The sequence below is a fragment of the Pseudomonas fluorescens genome (assembly GCF_001902145.1).
Classification (GTDB): Bacteria; Pseudomonadota; Gammaproteobacteria; order Pseudomonadales; family Pseudomonadaceae; genus Aquipseudomonas; species Aquipseudomonas fluorescens_BV.
Genome location: NZ_MRST01000023.1, coordinates 451,206 through 464,688 on the forward strand (window position 1 = coordinate 451,206; position 13,483 = coordinate 464,688).

3 protein-coding genes are annotated in these 13,483 nt (G+C 63.0%); 1 reads left to right on the top strand and 2 read right to left on the bottom strand.

What is annotated here, in order from left to right; all coding sequences use genetic code 11:
• Window positions 1–551 precede the first annotated feature (551 nt).
• Window positions 552–5,612, bottom strand: coding sequence for a dermonecrotic toxin domain-containing protein (locus BUE92_RS13890; RefSeq protein ID WP_073524324.1), 5,061 nt, complete (start codon window positions 5,610–5,612; stop codon window positions 552–554).
• A gap of 134 nt (window positions 5,613–5,746) precedes the next feature.
• Between BUE92_RS13890 and BUE92_RS13895 the strand changes: the two genes are divergently transcribed.
• Window positions 5,747–10,384 (top strand): hypothetical protein, encoded by a 4,638-nt coding sequence (locus BUE92_RS13895; protein ID WP_073524326.1) that lies wholly within the window; start codon window positions 5,747–5,749, stop codon window positions 10,382–10,384.
• Here the strand turns inward: BUE92_RS13895 and BUE92_RS13900 are convergent.
• On the bottom strand, window positions 10,371–13,466 hold the full coding sequence (locus BUE92_RS13900; protein WP_073524328.1) for a transglycosylase domain-containing protein: 3,096 nt from the start codon (window positions 13,464–13,466) through the stop codon (window positions 10,371–10,373). The genes BUE92_RS13895 and BUE92_RS13900 overlap by 14 nt on opposite strands.
• Between the last annotated feature and the right edge of the window lie 17 nt (window positions 13,467–13,483).

Consider the following 13,483-nt stretch of genomic DNA (forward strand, 5'->3'; position numbering starts at 1 on the left):
GGCCATGTATTGCCCACAGAATCAACGCCTGGCACAGATCCCCTGTGGGAGCGGGCTTGCTCGCGAAAGCGGAGTGTCAGTCACTGAATCCTTAACTGAACCACCGCTTTCGCAGGCAAGCCAGCTCCCACATTGGTCATGTATTGCCCACAGAATCAACGCCTGGCGCAGATCCCCTGTGGGAGCGGGCTTGCCCGCGAAAGCGGAGTGTCAGTCACTGAATCCTTAACTGGACCACCGCTTTCGCAGGCAAGCCAGCTCCCACATTGGCCATGTATTGCCCACAGAATCAACGCCTGGCGCAGATCCCCTGTGGGAGCGGGCTTGCCCGCGAAAGCGGAGTGTCAGTCACTGAATCCTTAACTGAACCACCGCTTTCGCAGGCAAGCCAGCTCCCACATTGGCCATGTATTGCCCACAGAATCAACGCCTGACACAGATCCCCTGTGGGAGCGGGCTTGCCCGCGAAAGCGGAGTGTCAGTCACTGAATCCTTAACTGAACCACCGCTTTCGCAGGCAAGCCAGCCACACATTGGTTTGCAGTGGAAGGTTAGAGCCCGGCGTCAATCATGGCCTGGCGGGTCAGGCGTCGGCTCAGTTCCTGCTCGTTGTGAAAGCTTTTGAGAAACAGGCTCAAGTACACCTCATCAGTCATGGGTTCGCCGGTCAAGACTTGCTCATGGGGCACGTTGAGCGTGTCTGTCAACTCGATCAAGCGTTGTCTGAGTTGTTCCTGCGCTTGTTCTTCGGCAGCGGCGAAGGCGTTCTGGGCCTGGCGCAAGTCATCGATGGTGTCGCTGGCCTGCTCGTGTTGACACTTGATCTGCCGGTACTCGTCGGGGTGGGCGTCGAGCAAGTAATCGCTCCAGAACGGCTGTTCGAGCATCTGCTCCACCAACCCGTCGCCCTGTTCGTCCTCGATCACCTTGTTGTAGGCTCTGACCAATTGCCTGGGCTCTACGTTACCGGCCTCGCGGTAGAGCATGTGGTCGGCCAGCCATGGCAGGTCCAGGCGCGCTTTGAGACCGGTCTGGTAGGCGCTGTACACCTCGACCTCGTCCAGAGTGCCGGGTACGCCGTCGACGATATCGGTGGTCAGCCGCAGGGGCGGGCCTTCGCTGCCGTCCTCATTGCGGGTGGGGGTGGTGAGGCGCGTCTGGAGGTCCTGTTTGACGATTTGATTGAGCTTGTCCAACCGTGCCTTTTGTTTGGCGAGCAGCACCAGCGCGTTGCTCCGGGCCTGGGCGGTGGGCAAGCGTGAAGCCTCGAGCTTGAGGGTTTCGACACCCATGGCGTTGAACAATTGGGCGCCCGCATCGGCACATCGGATGGGTTCGGCCGCCAGGTTGAACAACGCCGTGCGGGTGGGTTCATCACTGTCGGCAGCCCGCAGCAGGCGCAACACGTTGGTGCGCAGCTGCCGCAGATTGTGCTGATAGCGCAGCAGGTCATCTGGCGTCTGGACCAGCTCCGGGGCCGGCTGCTGCTGGCTTCTGATTACCTCGAAAAACCCCTGGGAGCCGTGTTCCCACTCCAGCTCATCCCAGATTTCCTGCCAGCCCTGGCGCTGTTCGGCCGGCAGGTGGCCGAGCCAGAATTGGCTGTCCTGCTCGCCGCGCGGGGGGTAGCTGCGATACGGGTCCAGGCCGGCGGCGCGGCGGTAGCCGACCAGCCGGTCCTCGGCGTCCCGCGCAAGCTTCTGGCGGTCCAGGCGTGTGCGTGCGACCAGTTCTGCCGAGGCCGTGCCCGGTTCGACGATGGGCACCTGGGTGATGCCGGTGTTCAGCAGGTTCAGGTGAAAGTCCCGCGCACGGGGCAGGTCGAGGAGGCCCAGCGGCCATTGGCTCAGGCCTGTGTTGTTGAGCGCCAGTACCTTCAGTTCAGGCATGCGGCTGATGTCCGGTGGTGTGCTCAGGTGTTCGTTATGCGACAGCACCAGCACCCTCAGATGGTTCAACTGTTTGAGCTGTTCCAGGGTGTGCGGCTGCCAATTAATGGGGTTTTCCGCCAGGCCCAGGTGCGTGAGCCGACGCATACCGCTGATGGCATCCGGCAGGGTGGTCAGGCGTTTACCGGTGATATCCAGGCTGCGCAGGTTAGGGAAATTGTTCAGGAACGGGCTGTCGGCGTCAGTGAAGTGGGTACCTGCCAGGTTGAGGCTGGTGATGTGGTTCAAACCAGTGTCGAGCTTGGGGAAGTTCTGCAAGAAGCCATAGAGGGTTTCCCCACGCAGATCCAGTTCGCTTCCCAATCGGCGCTCGCCGAAATCCGTGTCGTGGCCCTGGCTCGAGTGCTCCCAGCTTTGGCGTATCAGCGCGCTCAGGCGTTCTCTGAATAGTTGCTCCGGGAGTGCCGGCCTGCGCTTGCGGGTGCCCGCTGCGGGCAGGCTTTGCCAGTTTTTAAGGGCCTTGCGCAGGGCTTTCTTTTCGGTTTCAAGCTCGCGCAGCAAGCGCAGCCCTTCGTTCGAATGCAAGGAGTGGGCATAGTCCATCAGGTGTTCGTCTGTCAGCGTCGGATACAGGGCTCTGAGCCGCCCCTCTACGTTGCCGTTATCACCGCTCAACCTGCGGCGTAGCGCGCTGAACAACGGCTTTTGCAGCAGTTGCTGGGTGTTTGGTGCTGCGACGGCGAAGATCGGCGGTTCGGCCAATACCGTACGGCGTTCGGCCGGCAGTTGCAGGGTGTGCTTGAGCCATTCGCGCAGTGCCTGGCCTTGGCCGGGCGAGAAACCCAGGGTGTCGGCGGGCAGGGTGTGCAGCACGGCTTCATACAAGTCCCAGGTGGTCGCGGCGCTGGCGCCGTGACGTGTGTATTGGCCTGGCGCGGTGCGTATCAGCAGGGCGTCGGTGGTGGCGTCATCCGGCCCGACACGGCAACGCAACTGCCCGCTGGGCAGTTGCTCGCGGATGCTCACGCGCAGTTGGCCAAAGGCGTCACTGTGTATTTTTACGGCATTGAGCAGCAAGCGTTCGGTGTCGGGCGTGGGCGCGGCGTCCAGGTGAAAACCTTCATAAGCGTGGGTGGTGCGTGCTTCGAACTGCAACTCCCTGGCCTGATGCTTGAGGCGCAACGGCAGGCGCTGCGTTTGGTCGATGTGCTGTATTTCAGCGGGACGAGCCTGGGCCAGTATCGCCTGGGCCAGGCTGTCGGGCAGGTCGGGAAACTGTCGTTGCAACAGCAAGCCATGGGCACTGTTGGACTGGCGTTTGAAGCTGTACAGATGCTCGAAGATGTCGTCCTTGCGCGAGGCCACGTAGAGGCTCAGTTGTTCGCGTAGCGTGCGCACCCGCACGCTGGCTTCGGCCGGCAAGGGCTCGCCGAGGAGGCCGGCCAACTCGTCTTCGTCGAGAAAGTCCACCACGCGCTGGGCCAGGCGGCCTGCCTGCAGGTCTTCACGGCTGATCGCCAGCGTTGCTTGGGGCGCTGCCGGTGTTGCTCCATGGCGGATCGGCTCACCGCTGAGGTCAGAGGCCTCGAACACGGCGATGGCCTTGTCGCTGGGCCAGCCGTCCATGCGCGTGAGCATGTCGGCGGACCAATAGCCGGCTTCGCCAGTGTCGGCCGCCGGCTCGCCGAACGTGTCGATGCGCTGGCGAATCTCGAAACGGTCCAGGGTGTCGGCCAGCAACGGTGACGGGGGCTGGTTTTCGCTGTACATCTGCCGCAGCTCGCCGGGTTCTACGCCACTGATAGCGCGTAACTGTTGCAGACGCGCTTCGGGCCAGGCGGCCGTCTGCGGAGTCAGGCGCCGCAGCAGTTGGGTCTCGTCCCAGGTCCTTGGCTCCTCGCCCTCCAGCACCACGGCGCCACGACCGTTGAGCCGCACTTGCGGGCGATAAGCGTGGGGCCGTAGCGGATGGACGACGCGGTGCTGGTCGGTGTCGGGCACCAGGCTGACTTCATAGTGTTTGTTGTCCAGGCGCAGGATTTTTTTCTCGGCGTGGCGATGAAACCCCTGGGCGTCGGCCGCCGCATCGGCGGGCAAGGTCAGGTTTTTTTGCTCATAGGGGCTCAAGTCCGAATGCCACAAACGCATTGTTCCGTCGGCCAGGGGCACCGGTTTCAACCCCTCCACAAAGTTCGAAAGCTTGAGCTGGGCCAATTGTCCGGCAGCGCCGAACCCGAGCAGTTGCAACACGTTTTCCGCCACCCCGACCACATGTTCAATAGCCTCGACGCCCAGCCCCTCGGCCCAATCCAACAGGCCGTCGAACACCTCATCGGCGAGTTGATACGCGGTGTAAGCCAGCATCAGCTCTCCCAGAAACGGCACGAAGGGGGTGACCACCAGTAACGCCACGTTGAGGATATCGGAGAAGATTTTTTCCAGGTTGTCCCACCAGGCCCAGCGCGCCATGCGGTCGGCGTAGGCGGTGGACACCGCCAGCTCACGGGCATCGTTGAGGATTTTGTCGAGCTTTTGCTTGTACAGATGCTCCCACAGCGGCGCTCGTACACGCTTGGCGCTGAACTGCAGGTTGGGGTTGTCCACGGCGACCTCGCGCCAGCTCGGTTGCGGGTCGCCGGGTGTATGGCGATGCCACTTCACCTGGAGCAGTCGCTGCCCCAATTGGCTGAAGAAATGCCCTTGGAACTGATGCCCGACGAACCGGCTGAAGAATGGTTGGTAGTCGGGCTGTTGCAGTTGCCGGGTCAGGGTCTGCATGAACTCGACCGTTGAGGCATAACGTTTGAGCGGGTGATGGGGGTCATCCGGCACATAGGCGATAACGGGCAGCGCCTCGCGGCTGTGTTCCAGGTCGGCGGCGATGAGCACGATGCCGGTCAGGGTTGCGTCCATCAGGCTCAGGTCATGGCAGTGCGCGGGCTTGCCGTCGAGCGTCAGGTTCGTCTGACCCTCGATCAACGCGCTGATCAGCCCATGGTCCTGAGCCTGGATATCGCCCTTGATCAACGCCATGCGCGCGGCAACCTTGAGTGCGGCCTGCTGGTTGAGCACGACCCGGGCGCGCAACACGCCTTCGACCACCGGGGCGGTACGGCCCAGGTGCTCATCAAGGTGCCGGTGGTACTGGGCGCCGATGTCCAGGTTACGCACCAGGGATTTGAATTGCGCAATCGACAACGTGTGGGCCAACGGCAGCACGTCGAAGTGGCCCAAGGCATCGGGCTGGGTGATGAATTGCGAGTCGGCGCTGAAGGTTTCGGTGTCGGCAAAGTTGTGCAGCGCGGCGTCCAGCAGCGATACCGTGCGGCTGCGCACGCCGCTGGCGAAGTCCTTGACCCACCAGGGCTGTGTGGCCGGCGCATACAAGCGCAGGTAGGTACTGCGCACGTCCACATCGAGGTTGTGATGCTGTTTCAGGGCGGCTCTCAACAAGGGTTCGGCAAAGCGCTTGAGGTCGGTGATGGGGGCCAGTTTGCGGTCGATGACGATCTGGGTTTTCCAGTGTTCAGCCATCTCGGTCTTGAGTTGTTGGTGCTGGGGAGGCGAGGCGCTTTTGTACCAGGCCGGAATGCTTTTTCGGCTGGCTTTCAGGGCATTGATGCGTGCCAGGGGCAGCGTGCTGATCCAGGCAGGCAAGGCATTGCGGATCAATTCGTAGTGCTGGCCTTTGTCTTCGTTGGCCGAAAAATCATGTGCGGTCATGGCGCGTCTTTCGTGGTTGCTTGGGCTCCCAGACTAGGCTTGCGCCGAGGTCTTTCTGGCGGTAGTTGTCTATCGGCATCGAGCGTCATATAGCCTGTAGCGTCGCAGAATCTATCCCTTTGAGAGACCCTCTCATGACGTCTGCCACACACGACTCAGCATCCCCGCGCCAAACCCATATCGAGCAAATCAAGGTTCTGTTCCGCGATCCGCCGTCGTTGCAGGCGGTGGCGCAGGGGGCGGCCCAGGCCTACCTGAATGCACAGACGAAACTCTGGCCCGCCGGGCTGCTCCATCTGGCCACGCCAACCGCAGGCACCAACTCCTTCACTTACCAGTCCTTGCCTGAGCTTGTGGTGCAGCGCCTGGCAGACGCCAGGCCGACTTTGCTGGTGGAGAACTATCATGTCGTGGTTCATCGGGTGCGCGAGGTGTACGCACCCGGCGGGCCGACGCTTGCCGAGCTGGAAAGATTGATCAACCATTGCGGCCCTGCACTCTTGACCTCCTATGCCCAGCGTCTGCAAACCTGGTGGCGTGAATCTTTACCGGCGAATAGGGTGCGCTGGGGAGCCCTGTCCGACCACCTGATGGCGCTGCTCTACGATTCACCCAAGCCACCCGGCATGGACGCAGCGCGTTTCGCCACCTTGTTTCCCAAAACCCTGTTGCGGCCGTCACGGCCCGACCCGCAATGGGATGCGCAGGAAGGCTCGTTGCAGCTGCGCACTGTGCATCTGCTGGGGGCGAGACAGACCGGCGAGCAGGCGCAAATGCTGCCCCTGCTGGTACTCAGTCATGCTTCGAACACCCTGCTGTTCAGCCCGGCCAGCGGCATTCACGTGCTCGACAGCCTGGACGACATCGGCGCGTGGCTACCGGCGTACACCAGTGCGGTACTCACCGACGCGGCTGAGCAATGGTTCACCCAACAGGTGCAGGGCGATCCGTTCGATGCCCTGGCAGCGAGCTACCTGGCACGTCAGTTGTTGGAGATCGACAGCATCCAGCGCAATGTGTCGCGAACGGCTGAAGAGTATCGGGCGCTGCTGACCTACATCACCGATCCGCGCCGCTGGTTTATCGGCGAGCTGAGCACGCGCCAGCAGCGTTTGCGCCAGGCATTACCGTTGTGGCTGGCCCAGGCGAGCGCCGAGGACAGCATCGCCTATGCACACCTGTTGCAGCAGTGGGTGCTGGCTCAGCATGAAAACGGGGCCAGCTCTTTTCTCGACGGCATCGAATCGATTGAGGCCTGCGCAGACCGTCGCTTGCAGCACTGCCTGAAGATGCAGCCCGGTGCAACGGCCATTCGGCTGGACGAGGTTTCACTGACCTTCGAGCGCATCATCGCCGCGCCAGTGCCGGTACCGGGCGGGTTCATCGCCGGGGAGGTGGAACCTGTGACGCTGACATTGACCGAGTTGGCCCTGGAGAACCTTGCCGGCTTCACGCACACCGCCAAGCGCATCACGCTTAGCGGGGCGGCGGCACCGGCGTGGCTGACCTATGAGCGGATCAAGCAGTGTGTGACTGAGGCGGACGTGGGGCAGGTGTACCCTGCCTTGCTGAAAAAGAGCTTGATCGACGATGTCGCTGAGGCCACCCGCCGTCGACAACAGTTCAGCCGACAATTGCGCGTGCAACTACCGATGCTGGCCCTGGAGTCGAAGATCAAGGGGGAGCACGGTTTGACCTTGAGCGGCTTCCAGCGGGTACGGGCCGCCCTGCAGGCCAGCGCTGGCGAACGCACGGTGCAGGGGCAAGCTGTCGCGCTGTGGCCGTTGGCGTTCAAGGCCTCGGAACACGCCCGTGCAGATGAAGTGACCAATATGTTCGTCATCGGGCCGTTAGAGGGCAGCAGCGGGCCGCACCTGTTATATCGGCCTTTGTTCAGCCCGCCGCTGCAGGAGTATGCGTCGCTGGAGGCTTTGTTCACCGCCATCAAGACCCCAGGCGCGTTACAGGACAACGTGTTGGCCTGGATCGCGGCTTCGCGCCAGGCGGTGTATGCCAATAATGGCTTTAACGAGCCGCACATCCGCCGCTTTCTACCGGGCGATGAATTCACCGTGTATGAAAAACCGGCGCCGGCCCAACTGAGCAAGCAGGTGGTCACCAGCGACCCGGCGCACCAGGTGTTCAGCGCCACCGCCAACGCCTTGGTGACCCTGGCGGACCGCCAGTCGGTGTCCAACGCCGAACAGCGTTGGCGCACCCTGAAAAATGCCGGCTGGTTGTTGTTCAATACGCTGCTGCCGCTGCTCAACGGGCCGTTGAAGCTGGGCGGTTGGCTGGTGCAGTTGGTGGACAGTGCACAGCACGATATCGAAGGCCTGAGCAGTGGCGATGGGCAAACGCGCAGCGTAGCCCTCACCGATTTATTCGCCAACCTGATGGCGATTGTCGCCCATCAAGCCGCGCCAGAGGATGCCCACCAGTCTCTGGCGTTGGAACACCCGGCATTTGCGCCTTTGGCGCGCGCCGGGGCGGCGCAGGCTGCGCACCGCGTGTTACCGCTCACGGCGGCGCCCGTACCCGCGACGTTCCAGCCGCCGATGCGTTGGGCCAATGCGCGGCAGGTGCTCACAGCGCAGCAGCGTGCACGGCTTGAGCCGTTACGCCTGAAGACGTTTGCCAAACCCTGGCCGACGACCCTGGAAAATGCCGAGACCCGTGGCTCGACCTGGGGTTTGCTGCGCGACACTTCCCAGGTTCCGCAGCAATGGCAAGCGCTGGTGCAAGGTGCGTTGTATCGCGTGCAAGTCAAACAGGGCGAGGTCAGGGTAGTCAGTGCCGACGGCGCCACCCTTGGGCCTTGGCTCAGGCATTCGGGACGTGGCCAATGGGACTTTGACCTGCGCCTGCGGTTGGCCGGCGGAAACGCGGACGAGGCTCCTGAACGTACCCGCCAAGCGCAATCGGCCACCCTTGCGGCGCTCGAGGTTGAGTACGAAAAAGCCAAGGCGAACCATACACGCGCCACTACGGCCATGGGCCTGGCACGTACCCTGGCGAACCGGCCCGCCGGGCAGATCACTGAGCAGCAGCGCAGCCAGGCATGGGAGCGCTATGCCCGGGAACTGAGCAACAAATTCATGTCTGCGCAGAATGAACTGGAAATACTCAAGCGACTGCGCGAGCTGGCCCCTCGCCCTGACTATGAAAAGAAACTGTGCGACGCGCTGGAGAGTGTAATCCTGACCGCGCGCTTGTTGGACAGCGACTCCAGGCAACATATAACCACGCTCAATGCCAGGCTCAGGCCGTTGCTGGACCGGCTCAGCGATGAAACAGAAGACGAGGCCGGGTCGGATATCAACCGTCAGGATCACGCCGCACTGGGGGTGATCATGCGTGAATTGGCGACCGTGCAGGACAATGCCATTCGCGTGCGGACGCTGGAAGCCGGGTATCTGGACGAACTGAACCGGGTGCCACGCTTGGGCCGGGATAAGGCCAAGGGGCTGGCTATAACCGCACGCCCTTCGATACGGGACCTGCAATCCTTGCAACTGACCACTCTGTGGGGCATCTCCATTGATGTCGCAGGGCCTGCGATGAGTGACGATTTTTTCAACAGTGTCAGTGAAACCGTTAACCGTGCGCGCCGGGCCAGTCGCACCCTGGCGGACCTGCAACAGGTGCAGGCAACACCCTCCGAGCGTATCGAGTTGCTCAAGCACGTTGATGGCATCTATGCCCAGACCGATGATCAGATTGAGTTCTGGCGTGCCATGGAACCTGACAAGTTCGACCTGGACTACCTGCAGAAACTTCAAGAGCTGCTGGCCCGTCTGCATCAGGAGGTCGAAAAGGACCTGGCAGACCTTCTGCAACCCGAGCAGGAGCCACCGCTCCCTGCTCCGGCGCCCGTGCCTCAGGGCAGCCGGCGCAAAAAAATCATCCGCACGCGCAATCAGGATATGTATGTGGCGCAGATCCGCGAGGCCACCCAGCAGGCGCCGGCCACCGCCGAGCTGCACGAGGCGGGTGGCGAGGTCATCGGCTCATTCACCGAGGCGCAGGACGGTGTGTGGGACTCAGTCAACCCCGCCCCCAGGCCCGATGCACAGCTCGGCAGCCTGATGAAAAAAGCCCAGGCTTTGCTCGACGACGAGTCCAGGGTCATCCAGCAGGTCGAGGCCCTGATCGAGCGCGTCAACGATGTGTCTTCGCTGGAATACTTGCTTGAGGCCCAGGCCAACACGCGCCTGTGGACCGCTGAGGCAATAGCCCGTCGACGCCAGGGCATGGAAACCACCCGGCTGCTGGCTGCGCAACAAGCCAAGGCATTGGCGATGGAACGCGAGCTGCGCCTGGCGATGGACCGTTTGAAGGCCGCCGGGCTGGATGCTCGAATCAGAGCGACGCTCGCACGGCCCACCACCCAGGAGCATGTCGACTTTCTTCACCGCCACGATAAGGTGCGAATTTTTCGTCAGGGCGCGCGCGTTCTCCTCGAGGGCAAAACCGATGATTATCTGCAGGTGTATAAGGTCGCCGATGCGCGGGACATCAAGCGAGCGTTGTGCTTCGCCCACTTTCACTACAAACGCAGCCACGGTCCGGATGACCACTACGAGGGCGACCCTCACCTTAAAAGCCCCGAGCAGGAACGCCTGGGGCGCCAGGCCCAGGCTCGGGTCGAGGCCGACGCGTTCGCGCGCATGCGCACTGGCCAGACCGGGCGTGTGCGCCAGACCCTGGAAATCGACCGGGCGAAGATTACCCGGCCGTTTGCCCGGCGGCTGTTTTTCAGTGTTGACTAGCCAGGGGCTGGCACAGGGTCTGGCTGCCCGGCTGCAAATACGGCAGCAGGATCGGTGCCATGCCTTTAAGCACTTGCACCGGCAGTGCCGAGGTGAAGGTGAAATGCTGGGCCTGGCTGCCGGGCACGAAGGCGGTGAGGGTGCCGAAATGGCGGTCCCCCAGATAGAACACAAAGGTCGCGGTGCGGTTGATCGACTTTGAGCTGATCACCCGCCCACCGGCGCCCATCGCTTCAATGCGGTTGTCGCCGGTGCCGGTCTTGCCGCCCATGGCCATCGGCGTGCCGTCGGCCAACGTGAAACTGCCCGACACGCGCTTGGCCGTACCGGCATCCACCACCTGGGACAAGGCACCGCGCAATGCGCTGGCAACCTCGGACGGCATCACCCGTTTGCCCGGGTCGGGGTTGTTGACCACGCGGGTATCGTAGGGCGTGCCGGCGGCAAAGTGCAGGCTGTCGATGCGCAGCACTTTGCCGCGCACGCCGTCGTTGAGGATGATGCCCATCAGTTCCGCCAGCGCGGCCGGGCGGTCGCCGGAGCTGCCGATCGCGGTGGCCAGGGAGGGCACCAGATGATCGAACGGGTAACCCACCGCTTGCCAGCGCTGATGAATATCCAGGAACGCTTGGACCTCGAGCATAGTGCGGATACGGCTGTCGCGCGCGCGTTGATGACGGCTCTTGAACAGCCAGCTGTACACCTCCTGACGTTCGAACTGGCTGGCCTTGACCACCTCGCTGAAGGTGGCGTCCGGGTGGTTGAGCAGGTAGCCGAGCAGCCACAGGTCCAGCGGGTGCACCTTGGCGATGTAGCCTTGGTCGGGCAGGTCATAGGTGCCGGGCCCGTAGTCGGTGTACAGGCGCTCCAGGCGTTCATCGGTGAGTTTGTTGCTGACCAGGTGTGAACGCACAAAGCGCTTGAACGTGTCCGGGGTGGCCTCGGGAAACAGATAGCGGTGCACCGCCGCCAGGCGAATGGCAGTGGGGTGCAGGCTGTCGAGGAAGGTTTCCAGGCGTGCCTGGGTGTCCTTCTTCTGGTACTTCTTCCAGAACTTGAGCAGGAAGGTGGTGCCTTCGCGGTCGGCGAACTTGGCCAGGTATTCCTGGCGCCGTGGGTCGTGGTCATCCTTGAGTAACTGCGCGCTGTTATTGGGGCCTGCGTAGGTGACGTAACGCTCCAGGTCGCGCATCAGGCGAATGAACGGCAGGTTGATCGACTCGCGCAACGCGTCCCGCAGTGAAGGGGTGCGGCCATTGTCCTGGCTGCGGAAGTTGTGGAAGTAATGCATGCCGCCGCCCGTGAAAAAGCCTTCGTTGGGACTGGCCGAATAGGTACGGTCCAGCGCGGCTTCGAGCATCTTGGCCAGGGATTTGTCCGCGGCCTGGGTCAGGTAGTCGACGGCCCAGCGGCTGAGGCGATCCTGCTCGGCAATGTCGGCTTTTTTCAACGCGGCGGGTGGTTGCGCGGCGTAGCGATCATGCAGTTCACTGATGATTTGCAGGTAAGTGGTGAGCACCCGCAGCTTGGCGGTGGAGCCCAGTTCCAGCTTGCTGCCTTCATTGATGTCGAAAGGCTGGTCGGTGTTGTCGGTTTGCACGCGTACGCGCGAGCCGTCCGCAGTCCGTTCGAACAGGGTGAAGCTGTAGCGCACCTGAGGCGTGCTGGCCGGGGTCAACAGGCGTTCGCCGAGCAGGCCGGTTTTACCGGCGAAAGCGGGGTCGGCCAGTTGCTTGAGGTAATCGGTGACCTGGGATTGCAGCTCGGATTGCAAGGTGCTGGTAGCCCAAAGGTCCAGGCGGTCGAGGTCGTACAGCGGCCGGTTGAGTAGGGCGGCGAGGCGGCTGCGGGCGACGCTGATGCCCTTGTTGGTGTCGTTTGGTTGCAGTGTCGGCTGTTGCAGCCAGTCGCGGTAGGCGACATTGGCGGCCAGGGCGGCCTTGAGCAGCGCGGCGTCGATGACGGCGTTCTGGGCCAGCAGCCGCAGATGGCTGTCGGTGAGTTGCGCCAGTTCATCGCGACCGTTGGTCAAGTAATGGGAGGGGCGCCGTTGGGCGATCATCAGTGACAGGACCTGGCGCAATGCCAGGCCGCGCGCCGCCAGGCTGGCCGGCGTCTGCGTGGTGTCGGCCAGCGCCTGGTTGACCTGGGCGAAGTCGGCGCCGTACCACACGCGCAGCCCCTCGGCCATGCCATGCACTTCGCCGTGGCCGGGCACGGCCGACAAGGGCACGCTGTTGAGGTAGTCGCGTACCACGTTTTGCCGCGCGGCGAGGGTGTCCGGGCCTTGCTGGTAGGCACGTACGCTGGCGGACAGCATCTGGCGCAGCTTCTCGCTGCCCGACAGGGTCAGGCCGTCCGGCGAGTGGCGGTACTTCTCCAGTTGTGTCGCCAGGGTGCTGCCGCCTGCTGTTTGCCCCGGTAGATGCAACTGGCGCGCGACCTGCGACCATGCGGCCTTGGCAAAGCGCGGCCAGTCCACCGCGGGGTTGGCCTGGGGCGGGTCGGGGGCGAGCAGCTCGCGGTTTTCGATGAACAACAGGCTGTGGACCATCAGCCCTGGAATGTCGCTGAAACGTTTATACAGCTGGGTCGGGTAGTTGAACTGATACAGCGGCGCGGCGCGGCAATCGGTAATGGAGAGCCCAGCCTGTATTTTCTCCGCATAGGGAATAAACAGACCGTGGCGGCTGTAGTCCATCAGCGCTTCGGAGAACCGTGCCTGGGATTGCACCACATAGTTGCGCTTGAGCAGACGTGGCAGCCACTCGCCGAGGGCGCTGTAGCCCAGGCGCCGGTCAAACGGGCCGGCGCCGGGGTACACAATCGCGTCGCTGGCGCCGGGGGCCACGGTGTAGGTCAGCCGGGACGCCCACTGGCTGAGCAGGCGCGACTGCCAATGGGCGGTCTGCGCCTCGCGCATGGCGGCATAACCCAGGGCAAGCAGTGCCATTAACCCAATCAGCCAGAACAACCGTCGCCAGGGGCGGCTTGGGGTGGGGTTTTTCGGCAAAGGCGCGGGTGATGGGCCGTCGGGATCGACTTCAGCCTTGTTCGGATCGGTTTGCCACAAAGCGCCCATAGTCGATTGATCCATGC